Genomic DNA, 25,857 nt, shown 5'->3' on the forward strand with positions numbered 1-25,857 from the left:
GCCGTCAGCGACTCGCGTAACGCTCCAGAACCGCATCGACCTCAGCAAGCAGCGGCGAGGGTTCGGCGAGCAGCGCCTGCACACGGGCGCGATCTTCCGCGATCCATCGGTCCGCATTCGAGCTGTCCAGGCGGACGCCGAAGCCGTTCTCGTCGCCGAGGAGGCGGGCGAGGACGCGATCGCCGAGCGCCTTCTTGAAGTGGCCGGCCTCCCAGTAATACTGCATCCGGGTGCGGCGGTCGCCGCGCGCCGGAATGGATTCGAGGGTCTCCGGCGCGATGCCGCTGAAATCCCACACCTCGACCCGCCCGCCTGCGGCCGCGTGCCGGGCGGCGATGGCCACGATGGACTTCTTCCACTCCGCAAAGAGCTCGCCCATGCCGAGCCGCTCGAGCATCATGCGAATCTCGGCGTGATAGGGATAGATCACGAGATAGGTCGTCGCGGCGGCCCGGGCGCTGCGGGCGAGAATCGCGTCCAGCACCTGCTCGTTTTCGGACGCTCCGCCTTCGACGGGCTGCAGCCTGCGGGGCTTGCGGAGCCAGCTGCGGACGTTCTCCTCCGCGCGCTGGCGGAACAGCACGTAATGCCCGTTTTGCGCCACTTCCGGGATGTAGTTGAGCAGCGGATTGAAGCCGCGCGGCGTCAGCGTGGCCGGGTAGCTCGCGTGCTGCAGCAGCATGGTATCCAGCGAATCGCGCAAGCCGCTGACCGAAAAGACGGACTCGGCGAGAAAGCGCAGATCGGGGCGCGGGGCCGGTTCGGTTGGACGCGCGGCGAGCGGGCGTGGCCGCGCCCCGCCGAGGAAGTCGAAGAACTCCACGCCAAGCACGACCGTCTTCGGCATGCAGCCGGCCGCATCGAGCCAGTTGATCTGGCGCAGGCTCAATTCGGCGCTCGTCCCCGGAACTGCATGATTGAACGCGGATAGGCCGCGCCTCGCGAAGCCTTCGTTTTCCGGATCGAAGCCGATTTCGGCGCGTGAGTTGCCGAAGATGCCGGCGGAAGCGCACACGCGGCGGGCGGCCTGCCAGCGGGCGAGTTCGCGGTGATGGTCCAGATAGGGTTTGACGGCGTTGAGGCCGGCGACGCGCGGGGAATCGAAGACGCCCTGCGGGTCGATGGCGACGTTGATCGCGCCTGCCGAGGCGACGACAAGGACGAGAGTCGCCAGCGTCCAGCGCAGGTAGCTTCCCCAGGAATGGATGGGCGCGCTCATCAGAACTGGAAGTACAGGAATTCGGTGGGACGGCTGAGGGCGAGCACGCCGAGGGCCAGCAGCAGGCCGACGGCGACCGCGTCACGCCGACGCGCCTGCCAGACGAAGGTCCGTGCCGGCCGCAGCGCCCCGCTGGACAATGCGGGCTCGAAGTGGCCCATGATCTCCTGCGTATTCGGAGCGAGGAAGGCAATCGACGCACCGGCAGCGACCCACAGCCACGTCTGGGCAAAGGCGGCCCCGCCGCCCAGATAGCCCGCGACACCGAGCCCTTCGAGCACGGACCTGAGCGGGCCGAGATGCGACAGGATCGACTCCGGCAGCGCGGCGCCCCACCCGCCGAGCATGCCGACGACGAAGCGGTTGGCGGTGCCGAGATCGGGTGCGCGGAAATACACCCATGCGAACACCACGCACAGGAAGGTCAGGAAGACGGCGAGGCCACGCGCGAGACGCGGCGGGAGACGGACGGGAATCCTTCCGGAAGCGTCCTGCCAGGCGTGATTCACCGCGAGAAAGAAGCCGTGGAGCGCGCCCCAGATCACGAAGTTCCACCCGGCGCCGTGCCATAGGCCGCCCAGCACCATCGTGATCATCAGGTTCACCTTGCGCCGTAGCGGGCCGTGACGATTTCCGCCGAGCGGGATGTACAGGTAGTCCTTCAGGAAGCGCGACAGCGTCATGTGCCAGCGGCGCCAGAACTCGGTGATGTTCGAGGCCTTGTAGGGCGAGTTGAAATTGAGCGGCAGGCGTACGCCGAAGAGGCGGGACAGGCCGATCGCCATGTCCGAATAACCGGAGAAGTCGAAGTAGAGCTGGAACGTGTAGGCCAGCGCACCGCCCCACGCGATGAACAGCGACGGAGCCTCCGCCTGCGCAGAAAAGACCGGCGTAGCGTAGTCGGCCAAGCTGTCCGCGATCAGCACCTTCTTCGCGAGGCCGATCGTGAAGATCGTCACGCCGATGGCGATGCTGGACGCATCGGGTCGGTAATTACGGTCCTCGTCGAACTGGGGCATCATCTCCTTGTGGTGCAGGACCGGCCCTGCGATGAGATGCGGAAAGTAGGTGACGAAGAGCAGGTAATAGACGAAGCGGTACTCGGTGACCTTGCCGGCATACGCGTCCGCGAGGAACGCGATCTGCGTGAAGGTGAAGAACGAGATTCCGATCGGCAGGATCACGCCGAGCAAGGGGATGCCGCCGCCGGTCACCGCGTTGAGGCTGGCGACGAAGAAATCGGCGTACTTGTAGTAGGCGAGCAGCAGCAGGTTGGCGGCCACCGCGAGCGTCAGCGCGCGCCGCCCTTTAAGCGCGCCCGCGTGCCGCGCGATGTATCCGCCGGCGAGGTAGTTGCCCATGATCGATCCGAGCAGCAGCGCCAGGTAGCGGTAGTCCCACCACGCGTAGAAGAAGAGCGAACAGGCGGCGAGCCAGCCCGCGCCGACGCCTTTTCCCAGGCGGCCAAGGACGAAGAAGCCGAGCAGCGTGATCGGCAGGAAGGCGAGCAGGAAAGGGTAGGAGTTAAATAGCATTGCCCCCTCCTTTCACTTCCACTCGAAGCGCACGACGTTCGACAGACGGCTCAGATTGCGGTCGGCGTCCCAGGAGCAGATCGCGACATAGTAGGTGCCGGGCTTCAGGTTTTCCACCGTCGGCTGGACCGGCGCTCCGAAGGCCTCGTGTGGCAGCAGCTCGTGCATCGTGAAGGTTTCGGTGGCGCCCGGCGCCCCGGGCGTCGGCTCGCCGGCGACGTGTTCGGCCATCCAGAAGGCGTTGACCTTGCCCCAGTCCGGACTGACCTGCGGCGGGCCGGAGCGCTCGTTGCTGAAGTCGCCCGGCATGATCCGCAGGTCGATCTTGCCGTTCTTCTGACGCGACAGGATGGCAGTTTCGACCTCGGTGACGACGCGCTGCTTCTCGGCAGCGCGCTGCGGGTTGTCGGTCGGCGCGAACTCGACGATGGGCTTGTCGCTGTACTTGACGAAGTAGCGCTCCGCACGCCCGGTCGGGCCGTCATCCTTCGGCGCAGTCCAGCTCAGTGTGACGCCGGTGCGCGCGACACGGACCACGCGCAGATCCGTGATCGCGTCCGGTGGCGTCGTCGAGCGCTTGGCGACGTTCTCGCGTTCCCACGCGATCACTTGCGTGAAGGGCGGAGCAACCCAGCTGTCGCGCGGCGAATTGACGAGCGACTCGTAGCGCTGGCGGATCTCGGGCCAGCCGGTGTAGTGGTACAGGTAGGGGAAGGCCTGCAACATGTGGTCATGACGCTGCGGCATCACCGATTTTTCCTCCTCGCCGATGTATTGCGAGGGCATCGTCGTCCAGTTGTTGAGCATCCCGAGCTTGGGATAGAACAGCACGTGGTGCGCGAAGTAGTCGGCCTGGCCCCACAGGCCGTCGAGGATGCGTTCGTCGCCATAGGTCTTGTAGGCCTCGTGCAGCGCCAGCACGCCCTGCGCTTCCATCCAGGTCTGCGTCTTCGAGACGGCGACCGGGCTCGCCTTGAAGAGCTCGAGCACCTTGCCGACCAGCTGCTCCTCGCGCGCGGGACTGGTCAGCTGCCCGTGCCGGTTGCGCAGCAGGGCGAGCAGGCGGCGCACCTGCCAGCGGGCGAACTCGTCGAACACGGGGCTGCCCGTGGCCTGGAAGCCCGCGAGATTCGTGTACAGCATCCACGTATAGACGCGGGAGTAATGTCCGCGCCAGAGGGCGTCCGGATCCTTCTCGAAGTAGTCGGTCCTTGTCAGCGGCTGCATCTTGCCGTTGAAGAGGTTGATGTGCTGGAAGTTGAGGTCCCAGTTCACGAAGCCGTAGATCGCGTCGAGCGCGCGCCGGTCGCCGAAGAGGTAGTAGTACTCGAACAGCCGAAACAGCGCGTAGTGCTCCATGTCCGGCAGGATCTTGTACCCGTTCAGATAGCTCCATCCCCCGACCGGCCTCTTCTCCGGCCCGCGCGGCGTCGGCACGTCCTTCATCCGCTCGCTTTGCCACGTGTAGAAGTCCTTCGGACCGAAGCCGGCCAACACGTTCCAGTCGTTGAGGGCCCGGTCGACGGCCGTCAGCCGCTGCGTCCCTTCGCCGAAGCGGATCCGGTTGTCGCGGTAAGCCCAGCCCGGGTTCTGGGAGATCGTCCAGCGGCTGAAGGCGAGGTTCTTCTCCAGATCGGACAGCTGGCCCGAGCTGAGGAAATCGAGCCAGCCCGAACTCAGGCTGTCGTGGTGGCCGCCCGAGTTGTAGCTGCTGTTTTCGCCGTGACGCTTGATGCCTGCGCCGTTGGGTATCCAGTGCCCGTCCCCGCCGCCTCCGCCTGCTCCCCTGTTGCGCCGCGCATCGGCCGGCGAACGGGCGATCTCGAAGTACCAGGCTTCGGAATCCGAATACCACGCGGGAGGCGCTAACGCGAAGAGCGGGTATTCGAAGGCCTCCGCGATGTCGGCGACCCGGGCGCTCCGGGCATCACCGCGATGGAAGTAATAGAGCGCGTCATGGACCTGCCGACGCCCGAAGTCGAGATCGTATTCCGGACGCGAGCCATCTTTCGGCTCCGCATGGCCCGGACTGTCGGCCTGCAGCACCACCTGCAGGCGGTCGGACGATGCGCCGATCGCGCGCGGCGCGTGCTCCCACAGGTAGCGCATCATCACCGCGACGCCCCCGCCGGCATCCGACACGTCGAGGAAGCGCCCGCGCTTGCCCGCGGCGACGGGCTTGTCGACCGCACCGTCGCGGCCCGCGCCCAGCTGGTAACCGCCCTCGCCGACCACCTGCCGACCGTACTTCATCTCGGACCGCGCTTCGCCCTGATAAAGCCAGGCCTGCAGGCCTCCGCCGACGCGCACGCTCCCGACGGCGGGGAGCCCCCCGTCAGCCTGAAAGCCGCCGCCGGTCACAACCGCGTCGTTTTCCAGGCGCAGCGAATGGGAAAGGCCCGCTTCGCGGAAAAGGTAGTTGTGGAGCGGCGGGGTCCGGTCGGAGTTTTCGACTGCATGCTCGACCTTGACGAAGCCCTGTCCGCGATAGAAGTGCAGCCGCGTCGTGTAGTTGTACATGCCCTCGCGCAGGACGCCGCGGCCGGACTTGCCGGGCATGTGACGTCCGCGGATCAACACGACGCTGCGCATCGGCCCTCGCGTCTCGACGCTGACCTCGACCGGCGCGCCCCGGTAGACGGACTCGGCAATATCGACCTTCTCGACATTCTGCGTCTTGTTCCAGCCATGCGTATTCCAGCCCGAGCCGGTGTCGTGCTCCATCCGGTCGACGGCCCCGGAGCGCAGCCACGGGCCGTCCTCCGCCTGGCCGCGAAGGATTTCGCGCGAGTCGATGCTCACCGACTTGAACAGCGAGCCGTCCTTCTTCGACACGCGCGCCGTCAGTTGCCCCGTCTTCACAACAATCGCGTCGCCTTCCTCGTCGACGCGTACCGGATCGACGATTGCCTGTGCCGGCTTCTTGTTCTGGAGGAAGACGACCGTCTTGCCACCGGGCGACACATTCACCTGAAAATCGAGCAGCACCCAGCGGATCGAGTTGTCGCGAGCCCAGTAGCGGGCGAGCACTTCGGTCTGCAAGGGGATTTCACGGCCGTTTTCATCGACGAGACGCAGTTCGCCCGGGTCCTGCAGCACGCCGTAGGGTAAGGGCACGCCGGTGGTGACCGGCCAGCTGCGCCGCTCGACGCCGGAATTGTCCTTGATCGTCAAGGGCACGGAGAACTGGCCATCGCGCCACTCGTAGGCGCTGCCCGCCGGCGCGTGCGGAACGTCGAGCGCAGCGGCGGGCAGCAGGAAGGACAGCAGCAGCATTCCGAACAAGGTTCGCAGCACGGCAATCATCGCAACCTCACGTTCTTCGCAAGCAGCCGCTGGCCTCCCGGTCCGTCGTCCTGCTGGAACACGAGCACGAAGCCGTCCGGTCCGGCGGCGAGCGCCGGGTTCGCGACGGCCTTGTCGGTATCGTGGAGGACCAGCAATTTCTCCGGCTCGTCGAGTCGCGCACCCGCGGGTGACAAGCGGGCACCGACGATGCGGCTCACATAGGGGGGTTTGATGCTGGGTGCCTCGCGCGCGGCGACCAGGAATAGGTTGTCGCCGTAGGCTCCCGCGACCGGCCCGTCGATCTGCCAGCGGGCAGAAAACAGCGCCAGCGCTTGCTTGGGGTCCCAGGCCGAAATCCGCTGGCCGGCTTCCGGATTGGGATTCGTCTCCGCGACGGCCGAGCGGGCGCTGAAGACGGCGCCCAGCGGGACCCGCCGTCCCCGGCCGATGTCGCCCCATGCGGCATAGAGCGCGGTGGCGGACGCGCCGCTCGCGAAACGGCCGTCGTAGCGCCCCAGCGCGGGCGTCGGCGAGCGCTCGAGGTCGAGCACCTCGAACTTGCCGCCGGTCACGCGGATGCGGGCGAAATAGCGCGTGATGATCCCTTCGACGCTACCGGCCGTCCACTTGCTTTCGTCCTTCCACGCCAGGAACACGGTCGTGCCGAGGCTCGCGACGGAAGGATCGCCGCCGACCAGCGTATCGCCGCCGAATGCCAGCGGACGCGGGCTCGACGGCTTTCCGGACGTGCCGAGGACCGCAGCCTGGATTTCGTAGCGGCGGTCGGCGTAATGCTGCCAGACCACCATCGCGCCGCCGGGCAAGGCAGCGGCGGCGGGACTCGCCTGGTTGCCCGCGCCGCCGGCGATCAGGACCCCGCCGGGATCGCGTACCGTGCCGTCGACATCGATACGCGCCGCATAAACATCCCAGTCACGCCCGTTCCGGAAGTCATGCCAAACGACGAAGAAGAGTCCGTCCGCAAACACGACTTTCGGCTTGTCCTGCCCGCCCTTTTCGACGCACACGGGGATCGGGCCGCCGACCGGATGGCCCGTCGCGTCGAGCCGCAGTGCGTAGACGTCCGATTCCTGCTGTTCGAAGTAATTGCGGCCCTGCTGCCATACCAGCAGGAAATGCCCCTGACCGTCGGATGCCAGCTCCGGATTCACGGCAGGGCGCGCATCCGGGGCGGGCAGGACCACGGCCTCGGACGGGGCGGCACGGCAGACCGGCGCGAGGCATAGGGTCGCCAGCAAGGCGCCCGCGGCCACCCCCATTACCGCGATCCTCATGACCGTCCCCCCGCCGCTTCGCGCCGCAGCCGGAAAAGCCGCGTGCCGAGCAGGCCCCGGCCTTCGACGTACTGCGTCATGCCGGTCCAGAAGTTGATCGCCCCGTAGAGGTTGCCTTGCGCGTCGCGTCCGACCAGATGACTCACCATCAGGTCGGTCAATTCGCCGTCGGGCCGCAGCCGCCCCGTCGCGTTCGGTTTCACAACGGCCGCCCCGCGACTGCGGTTCGGATGGATGGATGCGATTCCCCATCGCCCGTTGTTCATCAGCGTCGCCGTCGTCCCATTGCCATCCGTCGGCACACGGCGGATGTCGTACTCGTCGCCACCACACACATAGGCGGCCGAACCATCGGGCTGCACGGCGATGCTGGTCGGCGTGTCGAAGAAGGCTTCGCGTGGCGGTCCATCGCCGATCGAGAGCCGCGTCGCGACCTCGACGAAGCGGCCCGCCAGGTGCGTGGCGGTCCCGTCCGGGTCGATACGGATGACGAAATCCGGGGTCCGCGACACGAAATACACGACGCCGTGCGCATCGGCGTCGCCCATCATGATGTTGAGCTTCGGCGGGCGGTCCGGGTTGCGCGACGTGGATTGGGGCCAGGGCCCGAGATAGCGGATCGACTTGCCGTCCGCGCTGACGCGGTAATAGCCGCCGTCGTCCGCGACCGTCACTTCGCCGGACGGAGAGACGGCGAGCGATATCGTTCCGCTGAAACGCATGTCCTTCGCGCCAGCCGAATCGCCGGTTCCGGTCCTGCGCGCACCGCCTCCCGCCCAGGTCTCGACCTGCCACACGCCATCGCGCTTGTAGATTCGCCGCACTGCGCGGTTGCCCCCGTCGGGGACGAACACGCCGTTCGGGCCGCAGGCGATGTTGTGCGCGCCGTAATACGCATTGAATCCGAGGCGAAACTGCGCCTGATGCGCCGGGCCGTCGCGATAACCCGGCTCGCCGGTGCCGGCGAGATGGCTGCGCATGCCGTCGGGCGTGACGATATCGATGAACTGGCCGCTGGCGAGGAACAGGCGTCCTTCATGGTCGCCGCAGAGCGCGTACACCTCGCCGCCGGCCTGCGCCAGCGGACCGCCTTCCGGGCCGCCGCCGAGCACGTGCGTGAACTCCTCGACGACCCAGCGCTCCTCGCGCCAGTCCGGCCCGGCCGCGACGCAAAACCCGCATGCGAACGCCAGGGTAAGCGTCAAGCGACGGCCCGCCGCCGCCCCTGCCCGGAGCAGCCGGCCAGTCCTGTCGGCGAGAGACGCGCCGTGCGTCACGCCGATCCCCTACCTATTCCTTTCCACTCTTGAAACCGCCGCGCCAGCGCCGCTGGACATCTTCCGGCGGGCAGAAGCGACAGCCGGTTTCCGGAGGAGGAGGCGTGGTTGTGGGCGTGCGGTCGGCGGCGGTCGCAGTGCCATCCGATGGGGGAGCACTCCCTTCGGCCCCACCCTGCCCGACCTCCTGCGCCACCGCCCCTGATGCATCCGGAGCCGGCTTTTCAACAACCGGCTCAGGGAACGGCTTCTTTCCCCCCAGCGCGAGATACGCCTTTTGCAGGGACTCCGAGTTCGGCACATGCTTCAGTCCGTCCGTCGCGATCTTCAGCGCGTCGGAATTGCGTTTGAGTTCCTGGTACAGATCGATCAGGGCCTGGTAGGCGGGCTCGTAGGCGGGATTGAAGGCGAGCGCCTCGTTGAACCAACGCTCCCCCTCCACGACATCCTTGAGCTGAAGCTCGACCTTGCCGAGCTCGACGTAGATCTGCGGGCGCATCGCGAAGCGCGGCTGGGTCGCCTTGATGACATAGCCGTAGTTGCCCTTCGCCAAGTTAAGGTTATAGATGCGGTCCTTGGCATTGCGCGAACTCCTCGCACGATTGACGAAATTCACGGCAAAGCAGTAGTGGTGGATGTGCAGCCAGTTACCCCTACCCATCTGCTCCGCGGCCGGAACGCCGACGCCGCTCGAACTCCCGCCGATCTTCTGGGCGCAGAACGGCGGCAGCAGGCGCATTTCGGCTGCCGTCGGCGCGAAGGCATCCGCTGCCGTCGCTGCCGACGTCGCGGCCAGGAGCAGGCACGTCAACAGTCCCGCGATCGACAAGCGTCTCATGTTGCGCTCCTCAGTTCTCACTCAGTTTTCCCTCAGCCTGCGGCAGACTGCCGCCACCGGCCAGCGCCAGCGTCCGCGCCGCGACCGCGTCCCAGCTCAGCGTCTCGCGTGCGCGGGCGAGCCCCGCCGCGCCAAGCGCCGCACGGCGGACGTCGTCGCGCAGGATGTCCAGAATCGCCGCGCACAAGGCCGGCTGCGACTCGCCGTCGACGCGCAGCCCCGTGACGCCATCGAGGACCGCCGAGCCGGTTCCCCCGGCTCGCCCCGCAATCGCCGCCTTGCCGCACGCGGCCGCCTCGATGAAGACGATGCCGAAGCCTTCGGTATCGCCGCCGATCTCGCGATTGGCGAGTACGAACAGGTCGGAGGCGTTGTACCAGCGCGGCAAGTCGTCCATCGGGACGTGACCGAGGCGATGCACCCGCTGCGAAACGCCGAGTTCGCGAGCGAGATCGTCGAGATAGGCCTCGTCCTCGCCGATGCCCACGATCGCGTAATGCACGTCGAGTCCCGCTGCGACAAGTTCCGGCAGGCAACGGATCACGCTGTCGAAGCCCTTGCGACGCTGCAGGCGCCCGACCGACAGCAGGAGCCGCGCATCCGGGGCGAGGCCGAGGCCGGCGCGAAGATCGTCCGACGGCAGGCCGGGGCGGAATCGGCCGGTGTCGACACCGGGATGGACAATCGCGATGCGTTCCGGCCGCACGCCCATGTCGACGAGCGCCTGGCGCGTGAAATCGCTGTTCGCGATCACCTGGTCCGCATGGCGCAAGGCGAAGCACATCACCCGGTACTTGTTGCCGCGCCCCCAGCCCGTGAGCTCCTCGCCATGCGCGTAGATCGTCACCGGAAGCCAGGAAAGGCGCGCGACCAGCCAGGCGATCAAGCCTTCGGGCAGGGCCCGGCCGGCATGGACGGCATCGAAGCGGTGGCGCAGCGCAAGCGCCAGGGACCGGACGAAGAGCTTCCCGTACATCGCGAGCGACTCCGGCCGCAGCCACGGCACGCGCCGCAGGTCGAGCCGATGCACACTGTTCGGATGCATCGCATCGTGTTCGGCCGCCCCGGGTACGGCAGCGGTGACGATGTGGATGTCCTTGCCGCCGAGACGCCGGTAGACCTCGTCGAACCACACGGCGGTGCCGCCCTTCGTGGGCAGGAACAGTTCGGTGATCACGAGGTAGCGCCGGGTCATCGTCCAATACACTCGCTCAATGGTTGGGGCAGTCTAGCAATCGGCCTGATAGCGGGAGCGTCGGAAATTCACGCCGCCGAGGAAATTTCCGACCGTGCGTATGACGGATCCAAGTCCGGTGATTTTCAATATCCGGGCGGGGCCGGCCTCGGCGGCCACTCGCCGGAGCCAGGCCTCGACCCGCCGCCGCAAGTCCCGCTCGCGGAATGGCGACTCCGCGTCCCGCAAGATCTGCGCGAGCTCCGCGGTGCTCATGAAACGCAGATCATGGTGATCGGTCAGCGCCCCGCGCAGCGCACGCTCGAGTTCGCCGATCGCCGCATCCCGCATTTCGGACGGCCCGATGAAATTCGATCGATGCGTCTCGAGCAGCGTGGCCCGGCCTTGTGCGGTCTTCGCCTCCAGGGCCTGCCAGACGTGCTCGGCCCGATGACCGCGCAGGGGCTCGAAATAGACATCGCGCACGACGTAGCACACGTCCCCCCGCCCCCGATCGCCGTTACGGATGCGCCGCGTCGGCGATGCGAGGCCGCCGGTGGCGTCGCGCTCCTCATAGCGGCTGCCGGGCGTGACGACGCAGGAAACCCCGCACGCCGCCCACGCGCGCTCGATCGCGTCTCCCCAAACGAAAGTATTCGGCACCGCCACCTCGGGCACGGCACCGAACACGTATCGCAACACGGCGGCTTCCTCGCGCATTGCGAGGGCGACTGCGGATGGCGTGAGCGGAGTACTCGGCAAGCGGCCAGCATCCACCCAGCGGCTCTGCAGGGCTGAAGGCAGGTCTTCGCTTCGCGGGCAGTCCGCCTGCAGCCAGTCGCGCAGGGCCTGCCGCTGCGCCGGGTCCGCGCGTTCGCCGAGACAAGCCAGCAGCGAGTCCGGCCAGAAGTGCTCCAGACCGTGCCATTGCGGGGCGAAGACGCCGCGCGCGGCGCCCGCCTGCATCGCCTCCCGGATCGCCATGAAGGCGGAGTCCGCCAGCGTTCGCCTGAGGTAGGTCGAGCATCCGCCCGCGAGTATTGCCTGCCCGTCTGGAACGGACGAAACGACACCGAGCGTCATCACCGCACAACGCCCGCCCTCGTCGCGCAGGGATTCCAGCACACGGGCCAGTTCCTGCAGAGCCGCCGCATCCTCGCTCGGTCCCGGCCCCCAATCGTCGCTCTCGACGATCAGCACCGGGCAGGCGAGCACGGGCTCCCGCCAGCTCGCAAGCAGCGTCCGCCAATGCAGCACCGCCAACAGACCGGCCGAAGCGGCGAACCACGCGAGGATCAAGAGGAAAAGGGTATGCATCGGGGCGTCAGAAATCGAAATAGATGAACTTCTGCGTCGGTCCACCGAAGATCACGACCGCGACGACCAGCATCGCGTAGCTCGCCCCGCGCAGCGGGAAGGGCACGCGCCACCACCAATCAACGCCGTTGCGGCTGAAGAAGGCGACGATCCGCGGCTCGACCAGCGCCAGCGCGACGGTGACCAGCACACCGACCATCTCGTACGCGCGCATCGGCACCACTGAGACGGGATCGGCCAGCCCCAACATCGCGCCGCAGATCGCCCACGCATCGCCGAAATTCGGCGCGCGGAAGAACACCCAGGTGAAATGCACGGCAACGAAGGTCGCCGGCCAGCCCAGCCAGGACAGCGCACGATCCGCCCATGCTCCTTCCGCGACGCCCGCGACGCGGAGCCCCGAATTGAGCAGGCGATGCGCGATCAGCAGGCAGCCGTGGAGCAGCCCCCAGAACACGAAGGTCCAGTTCGCGCCGTGCCACAGGCCGCCCAGCAGCATCGTCACGAGGAGATTGCGATAGGCGTTGAAGCGCCCACCGCGGTTGCCGCCCATCGAGATGTAGAGATAGTCACGCAGCCAGCGCGACAGTGACATGTGCCAGCGATGCCAGAACTCGGTCGCGCTGCGCGCCAGGTAGGGGAAGCGGAAGTTGAGCGGCAGCGTGACGCCGAACATGCAGGCCAATCCGAGTGCCATCTCGCTGTAGCCGGAAAAATCGAAATAGATCTCCATCCCGAAGCCCAGCGTCGCAAGCCACGCATGCACGAAGTCGAGCTGTCCGGGGTGCGTATAGAGCGCGTCGACCAGGGGCGCCAGGTTGTCGGCGAGCAAGGCCTTCTTGATCAGCCCGCCGGCGAAGATGAAAGCGCCGAGCCGCAGGTTCTGCCACGTGATCGGCTGCAGCTCTTCGAGTTGCGCCACGAGCTCGTGGACCCGCACGATCGGGCCGGCGATCAGCTGCGGGAAGAAGCTGACGAACAGGCACCAGTGGCGGAAGCTGATGCGCCGCGTGCAGTCGCCGCGATAGACGTCGATCGTCGCGCTGAGCATGTGGAAGGTGTAGAAGCTGATGCCCAGCGGCAAGACCCAATCGACCCACGCGGGACGCTGCACCGCGACGTCGGCCCCGGCCGCGTGCGCGAGCCATAGCGCGGATTCGATCACCAGCGCCAGGTACTTGAAGCAGCCAAGCACGATCAGGTTCGCGGTGATGGCCGCGATCATCAGCGCCCGCGAGCGTGTCGCGAGCATGCCGCGGTACACGAACCAGTTCGCCGTCACCGACAGCCCGAGCAGGATCAGGTAGGCGGGCTTCCACGATGCGTAGAAGATGATGCTGGCGGCGAGCAGAACCGTTGCGCGCTGGGTCGGCGAACGGGCGAGCATGTACATCGCCATGACTGCGGCGAAGAACAACGCGAAAGTAGCGCTGCTGAAGATCATTCCGCCCTCACCCGGATCGTGCGGAGCCCGTCGTCGGCGAGGGCCCGCCCGAGTTCTGCGCTAAAGCGCTGTGCGCCGCGGTCGTTCAGGTGCCCGGCGTTGATGAACTCTTCCGGATTACGCTGCTCCCCCACCCCGAGCGCCACCGTCGGCACGCCGCGCGCAGCAAGCATGTCGCGGATCTTCAGGTAGGGTGCTGCCGCCGGATGGCGCTCGTCGAGATATAGCAACTGGCGCGTGAGCAGGGGCGGGAATACGACGCTGACCTTGACCTGCCTTTCGTGCAGCAGATCGAGCAAGGCGGCGAAATCGGCCGCAACGGCCGGGCTCGGCGGTTGGGTGGAACCGGCCTCCTGGCGCATCACCTGCCCGGCATCCTGGGTCGTCGCGCCGAAGCCCGGGCGGTAGCCGAGCCTCTGCGCGGCCCCGCCGCCGAGCGGCTCCACCGGCCCCAGCGCCGACTGGACGAACTGTCCCAGTTTCGCCGGCTCGCGCAGTTGCTTCAGGTTGGTCGCATAGCCCCAGCCACGCACCACGCTGCGCGCGAGATTGAGGTAGTCGCTCTGCTGCAGCATGCGTGACCGGTCTCCGAAGAACACCAGATAGCCCAGCGAATCGTCTCCCTGCATCAGCCCTTCGTCCAAGCCGATGACCACCTGCCGGATCGCTCCGGGGCCGAGCAGCTTGTCGGCGTCGAGGCGGCGGGCGATACCGTACAGAACGCTGGCATTGGCGCCGGGCAGGCCGAGATTGAATGCCGATTGCCCCGCCGACGGCCCGGCATTGGCAAGCACGGTCGCCGGATCGAAGCCGTTGTCCACGCGGCTGTTCCCCATGATCAGCAAGGACGGCCGCATCTCTTCCACATAGAGTAGCTTGTCCATCGCCCTGCCCGCGGCAAATACCGAGCGGAAGCGATGGAGAATTGCATCCGAATGCAACGCGAGTTCCGCAGCGAGAAGCAGGACAAGGCCAACGGCCATGCCGGCCCCCGGGCGGCGCCATGGCATCTTCATCGCCCGCCCCCCGCGCGTTTGCTGCGGCAAGTGTGATCTCTGCACCATCCCGCCGATTTCGCATCGGCTACCATGACCGTTGCCTCCTCCACTGGACGATGGGACGCTCATGAACACTCGACGAATCCTGTGCGGCTGGGTGAATTTGCAGGAAAGGGACGAAGCTCCCGCCGACATCCTGCAGGCGATGTTCTCCGCGGAAGGCGCCGATGCGCCGGCAAATCCGCTCAGGCTCGGGCAGGCCGGCTGGGGCGCCATCGGGCCGGAGTCCTCTACGATGGCCCACGATACGGAAACGGGCATCGTTGCGATGCTGCTCGGCCGGCCTATATGGACCAATCCGGCGAGTGCCGCGCAGGCTGCCGCTCAGGGACACGCGGCAGCCGCGGCGCGGCGCTACGCGGAGCTTGGCGAGCGTCTGTTCGACGAACTGCAGGGAAACTTCTCCCTCGCGATCTACGACCTGCGGCAAGGAAGGGCGCTTCTCGCCATCGACCGCTGCGGCGTCGAGCGCATGTGCTTCGCGCGGGTCGGTCCGCTGCTGGTCTTCTCCACGAGCGCACGCGCGGTCGCTGCCCATCCCGCCGTCAAAGCCTCGCTCGACCACCAGTCGCTCTACGAATACCTCTACTGCCACATGGTGCCGAGTCCCGGCACCGCATTCGGTGGCGTGGAGAAACTGCTGCCCGCCCAGCGCCTGCTCGCCACGGCACAGCGGACGACCCGTCATTTCTACTGGGCGATGCGATTCGCACCGGACAAGCAGACTCCGCCCGAGGCGCAACGCGAAACCTTCCGCCAGCTCCTGCGCCAGGCGGTCGAACGGCAGGTCGACGAACTGCCGGTCGGCGCCTTCCTGTCGGGCGGCACGGACAGCTCGACGGTCACCGGACTGCTGGGAGAGGTCAGCGGCGCGCCCGCCCGCACCTTCTCGATCGGATTCGACGCGGAAGGGTTCGACGAGCTCGACTATGCCCGCGTCACCGCGCGGCATTTCGGCGCCGACGCGGCCGAGTTCTACGTGACGCCGGAACACGTGGCCGAGGCGCTTCCCCTGATTGCGTCCGCCTACGACGAGCCCTTCGGCAATGCCTCTGCCGTACCCACCTACTTCTGCGCCCGGATTGCCCGCGAACGCGGCGTCCGTGCGATGCTGGCCGGCGACGGCGGCGATGAGTTCTTCGGCGGCAACGTCCGTTACGCCAAGCAGGGCGTGTTCGAGCGCTACCAGTCGCTCACGCCGGGGCTGCGCCAGATGCTGGAACCCCTGGTGATGAACTTTCCCTTCGGCTCCGCCATCATGCCGGTGCGCAAGGCCAGGAGCTACATCCGCCAGGCGAGCGTTCCGCTGCCCGACCGCCTCGAATCCTACAACTTCCTGCATCGCGACCCGCTCACCGACATCTTCGAGCCGGAATTCCTCGCCGCCGTCGACACCGAACGCCCGCTCGCGATGATGCGCGAAGCCTACTTCCGCACCGAGTCGGCCGAGCCGGTCGATCGCATGATGCACCTCGACCACAAGATCACGCTCGCCGACAACGACCTGCGCAAGGTCTCCCGCATGTGCGAGGCGGCAGGAGTCGAGGTCCGGTTTCCCTTCCTCGACACCGACCTCGTCAACTTTTCCGGCACCCTCTCGGTCGCCCAGAAGGTCAGCGGCAACCGCCTGCGCGTGTTCTTCAAGGAAGCTTTGAGCGACTTCCTGCCCGGAGAGACGATCACCAAGTCGAAACACGGCTTCGGCCTGCCTTTCGGCCTGTGGCTGGCCCAGGACGGCCCGCTCCGCTCGCCCGCCACCGCCGCACTGGACGGCCTCAGCAAGCGCGGCATCGTCCGGGCGGATTACTTGCGGAAGCTTTGGCAGGAACATTCGTCGGGTCATGCGAGCTATTTCGGCGTCATGATCTGGGTGCTGATCCAGCTCGAACTATGGCTGCAGCGGAATGATCGCCCGGGCGCGGCCTAGCAACTGACGGCTGGAGCGGCGCCGAAGGGGCGGTGGACGATGGCCGCAGCTCGCTGAGCTTCGTCACGCCTGCGTTCTCGAACACACCCTGCGCACGCAGCATCGCCTTCGCAGCCACCACGATCAGCACCAGGTTGTAGTAGTAATCGAAGTAGGCCATGCCGAGGAAAGCGCCCGCCGTCAGGTAGGCGACGATGCTGACCTGCACCATTTTCACCAAGTCGGCCATCCACGCATGTTCGGGCAGGTCGCGCACCGTGCGCGCGATCTTGCTCGCCGAGCGCCAGGTCAACGTCGCAAGCAGCAGGTACAGCCCGAGCCCGACGAAGCCCTGTTCGCCGAGCACTTCGAAATACACGCTATGCACGTCGCGCCAGTTGGTGGGGTCCGGCGCATAAATCGCGAACATCCCACGCTGGAAGGTTTCGAAACCACCGCCGAGGAAACGGTCCCGCGCGAGGTTGAACGCCATCCACCATGCATTGATGCGGCCCATCGCCGACTTGTCCTGATCGTAGGACTGGATGGTGTGCATGCGCTCGTACCAAGCCTCCGGCATCACTTGCAGGACCGCGAACACCGCGCCCACGGCAAGCAGGGCGACCAGGAACTTCTGCCGCGACTTGAACCAGAACATCACACCCATCGCGCCCATGCCGAGCATCGCCCCACGCGACTGCGTGCCGATCGCGGCGATCGCGGTCAGCACCATGACGGCATACACCGCGTTGCGCAACACCACGCGCTCGACACTGCGCGCGGTGAAGTAGAGCAGCGGGATAGTCATGGCCAACGCCAGCCCGATCTCGTTGTTGCCGCCGATGAAGGTGCCCGGCGGCCCCTGTACGCGATAGACGCCGCCATGCAGGATCGTGAAAAGCCCACCCTTGACCCCGTAGAAACCGATCGACAGGGCCATCACCGCGACCAGCCACTTCAGGCGCTCCGGCGTCGTGATCAGCATCATCGCGACGAAGATCATCAGCTGGATCTTGATCACCTTCTCGAATTGCGGCCAGGCCAGTTGCGGATAGACGGCGAAGGTCGTCGTGATCACCATCCAGCCGACGAAGATCATCAGCACGACGGTTTCGCGCTCCCAGGGAATTCGCTTTTCCTCCTTCGAGGCGAGCATCGCGATCAGCGTCGTGATCGCGACGATCATCGCGAACGGCATCGTCGTGCTGAACCCCCACGCCATGCGGTGCGGATTCATGAAGCCCAGCCAGGTCCAGACCAGGATGCCGATCCAGGGCCGCCTGAGGATGAACGGAAGCGTGCCGAAGACGACGAGAGTGACCGCTATGTCGCGCATTCCGGCTGCTCCCGGGCCCCGACGTGACTCATCACGTAGCGATACTTGCCCGATTTCTCGGGACGGATCTCCGCGGCGGTTTCGATCTCGATCCGCACGTCCTGCCCCAGGCGGTTCGCCATCCCCTGCCGGATCCGCGCCTCAATCTCCGGCCCATAGCCGTCGGCCGGGACGACGATGATGCGCGTGAGGTCGAGGCTCTCCTGCACGATGCGGAAAGCCGCGACCTGCGGCAGATCGCGCACGACGTAGATCAGCGCGAGGCCGTGCATCACCGTGCCATCGCGCGCAACGACGAAATCGGTCGTCCGCCCCTGGATGTCCTTCAGTAGCGGCAGGCCGCGTCCGCAGGCGCAGGGCGCCGGGTCGAGCGCGGCGACGTCGCCCGTGCGGTAGCGGATGAAGGGGAAATCGCGCGTCGCGAGATGCGTGACGACGATTTCTCCGCTCTCCCCAATCGGCACCGGCTTGCCCTGCGTATCGACGATTTCGACGACGATATCCTCGGCCGTCAGGTGCATCCCGCCGGAAGGGCACTGGTGGGCGATGAAACCCGCATCGCGCCCGCCGTAGCCGTTCGCGACGCGGCAGCCGAAGATCCGCTCGATCGTCGAGCGCTGGTCGTCGTACAGCCGCTCGGAGGTGCAGAACGCGACCTTGACGCCGAGGTCGTCCATCCGCTGCCCGCGCGCTTCCGCATGACGGCCGATCAGCGACAGCGCCGACGGGTAGCCGAAGAGCATCTTGGGGCGACGCTGGCGGATGCGCTCGACGAAGTTGTCGAGCCGGCTTTCCGACATCTCGAAAGCGGGCAGCAGCTCGGTGCGCATCAGGCCGTCGCGCCAGCGGCGAATGTGATCCTGCGCCCCCAGCTCGATCGGCGACCCCCAGACGACGATCTCCGGGTCGCCGATATCGACCTCCCACCAGCGCGTCGCCCGCCATTTCGCTGCCACGTCGTGGCTCACGCGCTCGGCGCCGATGAAGAAGATCAGCGGTTCGCCGCTCGATCCGCCGGTGTTGAAGCGCGCCAGGTCGCGCGCGTCCTCGGACTTGAGCGCATCGAGGTTGGCGCGGATCTCGGCCTTACCGAGAAAAGGCAGGCGCGCGAGGTCCGCGGCGGTTTGGATCTTGCCGGCATCGAAGCCGATGCGCCCGAAGAGCTCGCGATAATAAGGCACGTGCGCCTGCGCGTGCGCCAGCAAAGCCTGGAGCCGCTCGAACTGCAGGCGCTCGATGCGTCCGCGATCCCACCACTGGCTTTCCTCCAGCAGGCGACGCACCTTCACGGTGTCATGGCGCTTGAGCCGTTCCTGGGCGGGAAACATCAGCTTCGATACGAAGGCCGTGTAAAGATCGCTCATTGCCCACCTCCCTGCCGCGCAACCTGCTCGAACCGCCGCGCGAGCCCTTCGCACAGCTCCGCCACCGCCGGCTCGACGCCCGGCAGCGACTTGTGGCGGATCGAACTCGCAAAGACGCCGCGGGTGATGTCCGCCGAATATGGCACGCCGAGGAAGTCGAAGACCTCCCGGCACTCCCGCTCAGGCTCCTGCACGAGCTGCTCGTAGAACACCAGCCGCACGCGCGCATCGCAATCGAAGCCCTGCTCGAAATACAGCACGTTACGGAAGTACCAGATCAGCGCCGCCGCCGACGCCTCGCTCATCTCCGGATGCCACAGGCTGCGCACGATCGCGTGCGTCGCCTCGGACATGCCGCCGGCGCGCCAATCGTCGACGAGGCGATCGGCCGCAATGCGTGCGACCTGCTTCGTGAAGTTGCCGAAGGAGTTGAGCGCCGAGCGCACCGCATCGCGGTAGTCGCGTACGATCCACACCGTCTTTGCCGGCGCGAACTCCGTCATCAGTGCACTGAGGCGGTCGAGCTCGCACAACGCCTTGATGACGAAGGTCGGCGCACGGGACTCCGCGACGAGCCGGCGGATCACCGTACGTTCGCGCATGCGGTAATTGTCGAAAGCCCGCGGGTCCCGCTCGTGATACACGTCGGTCAGGTAGCTGCGCTCCAGCCTGTCCATCAGCATGTTCGTGCCCGAGCGCTGCATGCCGGCGACGAACACGACCTGCGTGGGCGAGCGCCGCCGCGCCCACTGGTAAGCGGACTTCGACGCGATCAGCATCCTGTGCCCGAGCCGCTCGCGAATCTGTGCGACGTCCAGCCCTTCAGCCATGCACCTGTCCCTCCGCTTGCACCTGCCGCCTGGCGACATCGCCCGCGGCACCGAATGCCCCGAACTCCTCGACGAGCTCCGCCACGCGGCGCGACCATTCGTTGTCGCGCGCGTACGCGACGAGCGCCTCGCGATCCCAGGAGCGCGCAAGCGCCTCCATCACGGCCTCGCGCAGCGCCTCCGGCTCGCCGAACGGCACGACCGCCCCCAGTTCAGGTCGGCACACGACCTCCCGATTGCCGCCGACGTCCGTCGTCACGACCGGCACGCCGCAGGCCATCGCCTCAAGGAAGACGTTCGCCCAGCCCTCGTTGCGCGTCGCGAGCACAAACACGTCGGCCGCCGACAGCGGCCCCTTCAGCTCGTCCGGCTCCACGACGCCCAGAAAGCGCACCGTGTCGGTCAGTCCCAGACTCCCCACCTGCCGCTCCAGCCTTGCACGCCAGTCGCCTTCGGCACTCGCGCCACCGGCGATCAGATACATGAGGCCAGGGAAACGCCGCCGCAAATCGGGCAACAGGTCGATCACCCGATGAAAGCCCTTGCGTTCGGCGAGTCCGCCCACGGAAATCAGTACCGGCGCATCGGCCGGCAAGCCCAGTGCCGCGCGCGCCTCGGCCTTCGGCACCGGAGCGAAACGGGCCGTATCGACGCCGTTGCCGATGACGCGCACCTTGTCGGGCGCAACGCCCAGCTTCAGCGCGAGCTCGCGCAGCGACGCCGACACCGTGAAGACGCGGTCGGCGCCTTCCAGCGCGCGGCGCAGGCGCGGGGCCAGCGCGGGATCCGCCGCGTGCCGCACCTCGGTGCCGCGCATGGTGATCGTGACCGGCACCCGCAACCAGCGCCCCAGGAGCGTCGCCGCGTAGCCGTCCGGGTAGCCGAAATGCGCGTCGAGCACGTCCAGCCGTCCGGCGCGCTTGAGCCGCCACAAGGTCGGCAGACTGCCCAGCGCCAGCAGGATGCCGTCGAGCGATTTGAACAATCCCGGGAAACTCGGGAAGCGACAATGGATGATCTGGATTCCCGCCTGCGTCTCGCGCCGCGGCACCGGCGGCCGGAAGCCCGGCCGCCACAGCCGGATCAGCGACTGCAGCGGAAACCATGGCATGGGTGCGACGACGCTCAGAGGCAGATGACGCGCGACGCGGAACATGCGTTCACGGATGAAGAGCCCGGCGTGCGGCTGAGCGCCGTTGGGAAACAGCGTCGAGAAGACGACGACATGCAGTGGGCTCGCTCCCATGCTAACGCCCCATCGTCGCCGCCAGCATGTCGCCCACCGCGGGCCCCATGTCGCGCATGAAGCTTTCCAGGGCCGCTTCGGCCTTGCCGTGCTCCTCCGCGGCATAGGGCGCATAGACCATCACCGCCGCCGAATCGTCTCCGGCACCGCTCAGGCGCGACGCGACGAGGTAGAGCTTGGCGACGTAGTCGTTGTTCGTCCACCGCCCCCCGATCCAGTACCCGTACCACACCATCAGCCGCCCACCGGCCCCCGCCATCTCGATGCTGCCGAAGGGCGCCCGCCGATCGCCGACCAGCGCGTCACGCTCGCCGTAGCTCGTCATCGACCACTGCGGATCCTTGCTCTTCAGCACCCGGTTCTCGGAATTGACCAACTCCTCGCCCGGCCCCTGATCGCGGTAGTAGGCAACGTACAGACCCACCGGCACCTCGCCCGCCTGCCAGGCCGCGCGCAGTTCGCCCCGCATGCCGGAATAGCGCGGCGACCACACCGGCAGTTGGGCGCCGGACACGGGCCGCCAGGCTCCGCTCGCCTGCAGGGCAGCGAACTCCACATCGCCGTGCCTCCCCTGCGCATCGAGAACGCCGAAAACCGGCTTCCAGGCAAGCACGGCCAACAGCGCGACAACCAGCAGCACAAACGACGAACGGCTCGTTCCGGACTGACTTTCGGCCAAGTCCCCGGCCTCGCGGGGCGCGATCATCGGCTGGTCGTCCTCGCGCCATCTCGCGCCGATCCAGAACAACGCGATCATCACCGCGGCAAAGAACACCCAGCCGTACACCACGTGATCGACCCCGGTCGCAATCCGGTTACCGCTGAAATGGCCCAGCATCACGATGCCCCAGGCACGGATCCAGTTCGCGAGGACGGGCAGGCCGACCGACAGAGCGACGAACACGAGGCGACGCCGCAAGGAACGGTAGGTCAGATACGCGTACAGGCTGCCGACCACGACCGACGCGATCAGGTAGCGCACGCCGCTGCATCCCTCGACGATGGACCAATGCCCTGAGGGGATCACCAGCATCCGCCCCTCCGCAAAGACGGGCACGCCGAAGAGCCGCAGTCCCGCGACGACGAAGTGCGCCGTCCAGTCCATCATCGACGGGAACAGGAATTCGCCGAAAGGCACGAGGAAAAAGAGGAAGCCGAGCGGAAAGGTGATCGCCCGCGCAAACCGGGTCCCCATCACCGCCCACACGAGCGAGATCACCATGCCCACCAGCGCGAACTGGGAAACGCTGTCCGCGCTCGCAAGTTCGCCGAGTAACCACGCGAAACCCGCCAGCAGCCCGGCGAACACGCCGAGCAGCGACGGCGCGACCGGCACGTCGCGCAGCTCGGCGCGCTCGCGCCAGATCAGCCAGCACGAGATCGGCGCAACAAGGAAGCCGTGGGCGAAGGTGTCCGAGCGGTTCCAGATCTTCACCAGCGAGATCACCGTCTCGTGGTGCACGCCCAGCAGCAGCGCGAGTCCGACTGCGAGCACGATCAGATGCATGCGCGCGCCGAGGAGCGACGGACCCGAAGCCACGCCGTCGCCGTCCGCCTGCAGCCGCAGTTGGTGATCCGGTGCGCTCATGCTGCCCCCGCCAGCCGCCCGTAGGGCGCGCGATACGCATCGACGCTGCGGCGCCAGTTGCGCTCGGCCTCGACGAATTGCCGCCCCGCGATGCGGTACTCGCCCCAGCGACCGCGCTGCGCGAGCATGCCGACCACCGCCTCGGTCAGCGCCTCGGCGTTGCCGGCGCGGAAGAGACGCCCGGTCTCGCCGTCGCGCACGAGCTCCTTGTGCCCGCCGACGTCGGACGCGACGAACACCCGCCCCTGCGCCATCGCCTCCAGCGGCTTGAGCGGCGTGACCAGCTCGGTGAGGCGCATCGAATGCCGCGGATAGGCGAGGAGATCGATCAGGTCGTAGTAGCGACTGACCTCCCCGTGCGGCACGCGCCCCGCGAAGATCACGCGGTCTGCGATGCCCAGCCGCTCCGCCTGCGCCTTCAGGTTCTCCTCCTGCGGACCGCCGCCCACCAGCAGCACGTGCAGCTCCGGATGCCGCGAGAGGATCGCCGGCACCGCCTCGAGCAGCAGGTCCAGCCCCTCGTAAGCATAGAAGGAGCCGACGAAGCCGATCACCGTCTTGCCGTCGAGTCCGAGCTTCGTCTTCAGCGCACGGTCGGGCTCGCCGGAAAGCTGGAAGGATTCGATATCCACCGCGTTCGGAATCACGGTCACGCGCCCCTTGGGAATGCCGCGCGCGACGATGTCCGCCCGCAGCCCCTCGCAGATCGTAAACACGTGGTCGACACGTTGCAGCGCCCAGGTTTCCAGCGTACGCGTGGCGCGATAACGCAGGCCATGCTCGCGCGCCGTGCCGTGATCGACCGCCGCATCCTCCCAGAAGGCGCGGATCTCATACACGACCGGAATGCGCAGTCTGCGCCCCGCGCGCAAGGCCGGCAGCGCATTGAGCACAGGAGAATGCGCATGGATCACGTCCGGCCTCACGGTCGCCGCGACCTCGCCGATACGCCGCTCGAGCGCCTGCATCAGCGCAACTTCGTGGACGACCGCCGTCCGGGCCTTCACCTCCGGCGTACGGAAGAAATGCAGCCCGTCGATGTCCTCTTCGGCGCCGGAAGCCTTGCCCTGCTTTGGCGACGTCAGGTGGAAAGTCTCCCAGCCCAGCGCGCGTTGCTCGCGCAGAATCGCCGCCGAGCGGAAGGTATAGCCGCTGTGCAGCGGAATCGAGTGATCGAAGACGTGCAGGATGCGCATCGCTTAGCCCGCCATCAGAACCGGTTCGGCTCTCGTGCCGAGCGCCCCGGAGTTGCGCACGAACGCATCGAACATCAGCAGGCTCCACAAGGGGGCGCTGTAATCCCGGATGCCCGACTGATGTGCGTCAACCAGGTGCCGCAAGGCATCGGGGTTGAAGAGCCCGGTGCCGGCGAGCACGTCGCCCAGCAAGGCCTCCCTGACGCGCGCCTTGAGCGGCCCGCGGAACCAGCGCGCTAGCGGGACAGAGAAACCCATCTTCGGCCGATACAGCACGTCGTTCGACAGCATCGGCTCCAGCGCCTTCTTGAACAGGTACTTGCCCTCCTGCCCCTTCACCTTCAGGCCCGAAGGCAGCGTCGCGAGCCATTCGACCAGCGGGTGGTCCATCAGCGGCTCGCGCACCTCGAGCGAATGCGCCATGCTCGCGCGATCGACCTTGGTGTTGATGTCGCCGACGAGATAGGTCTTGAGGTCGAGGTATTGCACGAGCGCCAGCGGATCGTCGGTCCGGGCGGTCGCTGCGTGACGGCGGAAGACATCGACCGCCGAATAGCCGCCGAGGGAAGCCTTGAAGGCGCTCGAATAAAGCTGCCGCCGCATGTCGTCGCGCACGATCGACACGGAATGGAAATAGGCCTGCACCGAATCCCGCGCCAGGGCCTGGAAGGTCGTCTTCGCGCGGAACACCCGCGGCGCCCAGTCCGCCTTCGGATACAGCCGCCCCAGCATGCCGAACATCGGCCGCCGCACGCCCAGCGGCAGGCTCGCGCGCAGCCGCTCCTCCATCATGTGCAGCCGGTAGCGCCGATAGCCGCCGAAGCTCTCGTCGCCGCCGTCGCCCGACAGCGCGACGGTCACCTTCTTGCGCGCGAGTTGGCACACGCGCCAAGTCGGGATCGCCGAGCTGTCCGCGTACGGTTCGTCGTAGAGCCCGGCGAGCGCGTCGATCAGGTCGAAGTCGTCCGCCTTCACGGTCTCGACGTAATGGTTCGTGCGATAACGCTCCGCGACCTGCTGCGCAAAGGCCGACTCGTTGAAGGCGGGGTCGTCGAATGCGATCGAGCAGGTATTCACCGGCTCGGCCGACAGCCCCGCCATCGTCGCGACCACCGCGCTCGAATCGACGCCGCCCGAGAGGAAGGCACCGAGCGGCACGTCGGAAATCATCCGCAGCCGCACCGATTCGCGCAGCCGCTCGCCCAGCTCGGCCGTCGCGTCTTCAAGACTCAAGGGGCTGTCGAGCGTGAAGTGCACGTCCCAGTAAGTCTTCGGCTCCGGCACCGGCTCGCCGCGGCGAACGACCAGCGTCTCCGCGGGCCCCAGCTTCTTCGCGCCGACAAAGATCGTGCGCGGCTCGGCGACGTAACCGAGCGCGAAGTACTCCTCGACGGCACACGGATCGATCGTCCGGTCGAGCCCGGGAAGCTGCATCAGCACCTTCAGCTCCGATCCGAACGCGAGCGTGCCGTCGGACAGTAGCGCGTAGTGCAGCGGCTTCACACCGAGCCGATCGCGCGCGAGGAAGAGCGTGTCGCGATTGCGGTCCCACAGCGCAAACGCGAACATGCCGCGGAAGCGCCGTACGCAGGCCTCGCCCCATTCCTCCCAAGCGTGGACGATGACCTCGGTGTCGCTACGCGTATGAAAGCGGTGGCCGCAGCGCTCCAGCTCGGGCACCAGCTCCTGGTAGTTGTAGATTTCCCCGTTGAACACGACGGCGACCGAGCCGTCCTCGTTGTAGAGCGGCTGCTGGCCCGTGGACAGGTCGATGATCGACAGTCGGCGATGCGCCAGCGCCACCCCCGGCTCGAGATGCACACCTCCGGCATCCGGTCCGCGGTGGAACTGGATGTCGTTCATGCGCTGCACGAGGTCACGCGGAAATTCGCGCTTGCCCCGGATATCGAAGAGTCCGGCAATCCCGCACATGACACCCCTCCAAC

The 25,857-nt window shown here is 67.1% G+C and carries 18 protein-coding genes; 1 reads left to right on the plus strand and 17 read right to left on the minus strand.

Annotation, left to right across the window (positions count from 1 at the left end):
- Window positions 1–4 precede the first annotated feature (4 nt).
- From AZKH_RS17830 to AZKH_RS17875, 10 genes are all read right to left on the minus strand, one after another.
- On the minus strand, window positions 5–1,219 hold the full coding sequence (locus AZKH_RS17830) for a hypothetical protein (RefSeq protein WP_015437187.1): 1,215 nt from the start codon (window positions 1,217–1,219) through the stop codon (window positions 5–7).
- Window positions 1,219–2,754, minus strand: coding sequence for an MBOAT family protein (locus tag AZKH_RS17835; RefSeq protein WP_015437188.1), 1,536 nt, complete (start codon window positions 2,752–2,754; stop codon window positions 1,219–1,221). Before AZKH_RS17835 ends, AZKH_RS17830 begins: the two co-directional genes overlap by 1 nt.
- 12 nt (window positions 2,755–2,766) lie before the next feature.
- On the minus strand, window positions 2,767–6,060 hold the full coding sequence (locus AZKH_RS17840) for a hypothetical protein (protein WP_015437189.1): 3,294 nt from the start codon (window positions 6,058–6,060) through the stop codon (window positions 2,767–2,769).
- Complete coding sequence (locus tag AZKH_RS17845) at window positions 6,057–7,337, minus strand: hypothetical protein (protein WP_015437190.1); 1,281 nt, start codon at window positions 7,335–7,337, stop codon at window positions 6,057–6,059. The genes AZKH_RS17840 and AZKH_RS17845 overlap by 4 nt, the downstream gene beginning before the upstream one ends.
- Window positions 7,334–8,542: a hypothetical protein gene (locus AZKH_RS17850; protein WP_041656356.1), complete on the minus strand. Its 1,209-nt coding sequence runs from the start codon at window positions 8,540–8,542 to the stop codon at window positions 7,334–7,336. Before AZKH_RS17850 ends, AZKH_RS17845 begins: the two co-directional genes overlap by 4 nt.
- 85 nt (window positions 8,543–8,627) lie before the next feature.
- Entirely contained in the window at window positions 8,628–9,452 is an 825-nt protein-coding gene (locus tag AZKH_RS26385) for a hypothetical protein (RefSeq protein WP_015437192.1), read from the minus strand.
- Window positions 9,453–9,462: 10 nt separating this feature from the next.
- On the minus strand, window positions 9,463–10,647 hold the full coding sequence (locus AZKH_RS17860; protein WP_015437193.1) for a glycosyltransferase family 4 protein: 1,185 nt from the start codon (window positions 10,645–10,647) through the stop codon (window positions 9,463–9,465).
- A 33-nt stretch (window positions 10,648–10,680) separates the two neighbouring features.
- Entirely contained in the window at window positions 10,681–11,943 is a 1,263-nt protein-coding gene (locus AZKH_RS17865) for a hypothetical protein (RefSeq protein ID WP_015437194.1), read from the minus strand.
- A gap of 7 nt (window positions 11,944–11,950) precedes the next feature.
- Window positions 11,951–13,387 carry an MBOAT family protein gene (locus AZKH_RS17870; protein WP_015437195.1) on the minus strand — a complete coding sequence of 479 codons (1,437 nt, stop codon included), beginning with the start codon at window positions 13,385–13,387 and terminating at the stop codon, window positions 11,951–11,953.
- Window positions 13,384–14,403, minus strand: coding sequence for a hypothetical protein (locus AZKH_RS17875; RefSeq protein ID WP_015437196.1), 1,020 nt, complete (start codon window positions 14,401–14,403; stop codon window positions 13,384–13,386). Before AZKH_RS17875 ends, AZKH_RS17870 begins: the two co-directional genes overlap by 4 nt.
- Before the next feature lie 109 nt (window positions 14,404–14,512).
- Here AZKH_RS17875 and AZKH_RS17880 point away from each other — a divergent pair, with 109 nt between their 5' ends.
- Window positions 14,513–16,372, plus strand: coding sequence for an asparagine synthetase B (locus tag AZKH_RS17880; protein WP_015437197.1), 1,860 nt, complete (start codon window positions 14,513–14,515; stop codon window positions 16,370–16,372).
- Here AZKH_RS17880 and AZKH_RS17885 read toward each other — a convergent pair.
- The 7 genes from AZKH_RS17885 to AZKH_RS17915 are packed head-to-tail and all read right to left on the minus strand — an operon-like array spanning window position 16,305 to window position 25,843.
- Window positions 16,305–17,687, minus strand: coding sequence for a putative O-glycosylation ligase, exosortase A system-associated (locus tag AZKH_RS17885; protein WP_015437198.1), 1,383 nt, complete (start codon window positions 17,685–17,687; stop codon window positions 16,305–16,307). The genes AZKH_RS17880 and AZKH_RS17885 overlap by 68 nt on opposite strands.
- Complete coding sequence (locus AZKH_RS17890; protein ID WP_015437199.1) at window positions 17,675–19,051, minus strand: phenylacetate--CoA ligase family protein; 1,377 nt, start codon at window positions 19,049–19,051, stop codon at window positions 17,675–17,677. The genes AZKH_RS17885 and AZKH_RS17890 overlap by 13 nt, the downstream gene beginning before the upstream one ends.
- Window positions 19,048–19,881, minus strand: coding sequence for a sulfotransferase (locus tag AZKH_RS17895; protein ID WP_015437200.1), 834 nt, complete (start codon window positions 19,879–19,881; stop codon window positions 19,048–19,050). Before AZKH_RS17895 ends, AZKH_RS17890 begins: the two co-directional genes overlap by 4 nt.
- Window positions 19,874–21,127 carry a glycosyltransferase gene (locus AZKH_RS17900; protein ID WP_015437201.1) on the minus strand — a complete coding sequence of 418 codons (1,254 nt, stop codon included), beginning with the start codon at window positions 21,125–21,127 and terminating at the stop codon, window positions 19,874–19,876. Before AZKH_RS17900 ends, AZKH_RS17895 begins: the two co-directional genes overlap by 8 nt.
- Before the next feature lies 1 nt (window position 21,128).
- On the minus strand, window positions 21,129–22,715 hold the full coding sequence (gene xrtA / locus AZKH_RS17905) for an exosortase A (protein ID WP_015437202.1): 1,587 nt from the start codon (window positions 22,713–22,715) through the stop codon (window positions 21,129–21,131).
- Entirely contained in the window at window positions 22,712–23,911 is a 1,200-nt protein-coding gene (locus AZKH_RS17910) for a TIGR04063 family PEP-CTERM/XrtA system glycosyltransferase (protein ID WP_015437203.1), read from the minus strand. Before AZKH_RS17910 ends, xrtA begins: the two co-directional genes overlap by 4 nt.
- Before the next feature lie 3 nt (window positions 23,912–23,914).
- Window positions 23,915–25,843 (minus strand): XrtA/PEP-CTERM system amidotransferase, encoded by a 1,929-nt coding sequence (locus AZKH_RS17915; protein WP_015437204.1) that lies wholly within the window; start codon window positions 25,841–25,843, stop codon window positions 23,915–23,917.
- Between the last annotated feature and the right edge of the window lie 14 nt (window positions 25,844–25,857).

The sequence above is a fragment of the Azoarcus sp. KH32C genome, assembly GCF_000349945.1.
Lineage (GTDB): Bacteria > Pseudomonadota > Gammaproteobacteria > Burkholderiales > Rhodocyclaceae > Aromatoleum.

Coding starts and splice junctions, on each gene's coding strand:
- AZKH_RS17830 (WP_015437187.1), bottom strand. CDS start 1,219: ATGAGCGCGCCCATCCATTCCTGGGGAAGCTACCTGCGCTGGACGCTG.
- AZKH_RS17835 (WP_015437188.1), bottom strand. CDS start 2,754: ATGCTATTTAACTCCTACCCTTTCCTGCTCGCCTTCCTGCCGATCACG.
- AZKH_RS17840 (WP_015437189.1), bottom strand. CDS start 6,060: ATGATTGCCGTGCTGCGAACCTTGTTCGGAATGCTGCTGCTGTCCTTC.
- AZKH_RS17845 (WP_015437190.1), bottom strand. CDS start 7,337: ATGAGGATCGCGGTAATGGGGGTGGCCGCGGGCGCCTTGCTGGCGACC.
- AZKH_RS26385 (WP_015437192.1), bottom strand. CDS start 9,452: ATGAGACGCTTGTCGATCGCGGGACTGTTGACGTGCCTGCTCCTGGCC.
- AZKH_RS17860 (WP_015437193.1), bottom strand. CDS start 10,647: ATGACCCGGCGCTACCTCGTGATCACCGAACTGTTCCTGCCCACGAAG.
- AZKH_RS17865 (WP_015437194.1), bottom strand. CDS start 11,943: ATGCATACCCTTTTCCTCTTGATCCTCGCGTGGTTCGCCGCTTCGGCC.
- AZKH_RS17870 (WP_015437195.1), bottom strand. CDS start 13,387: ATGATCTTCAGCAGCGCTACTTTCGCGTTGTTCTTCGCCGCAGTCATG.
- AZKH_RS17875 (WP_015437196.1), bottom strand. CDS start 14,403: ATGAAGATGCCATGGCGCCGCCCGGGGGCCGGCATGGCCGTTGGCCTT.
- AZKH_RS17880 (WP_015437197.1), top strand. CDS start 14,513: ATGAACACTCGACGAATCCTGTGCGGCTGGGTGAATTTGCAGGAAAGG.
- AZKH_RS17885 (WP_015437198.1), bottom strand. CDS start 17,687: ATGCGCGACATAGCGGTCACTCTCGTCGTCTTCGGCACGCTTCCGTTC.
- AZKH_RS17890 (WP_015437199.1), bottom strand. CDS start 19,051: ATGAGCGATCTTTACACGGCCTTCGTATCGAAGCTGATGTTTCCCGCC.
- AZKH_RS17895 (WP_015437200.1), bottom strand. CDS start 19,881: ATGGCTGAAGGGCTGGACGTCGCACAGATTCGCGAGCGGCTCGGGCAC.
- AZKH_RS17900 (WP_015437201.1), bottom strand. CDS start 21,127: ATGGGAGCGAGCCCACTGCATGTCGTCGTCTTCTCGACGCTGTTTCCC.
- xrtA (WP_015437202.1), bottom strand. CDS start 22,715: ATGAGCGCACCGGATCACCAACTGCGGCTGCAGGCGGACGGCGACGGC.
- AZKH_RS17910 (WP_015437203.1), bottom strand. CDS start 23,911: ATGCGCATCCTGCACGTCTTCGATCACTCGATTCCGCTGCACAGCGGC.
- AZKH_RS17915 (WP_015437204.1), bottom strand. CDS start 25,843: ATGTGCGGGATTGCCGGACTCTTCGATATCCGGGGCAAGCGCGAATTT.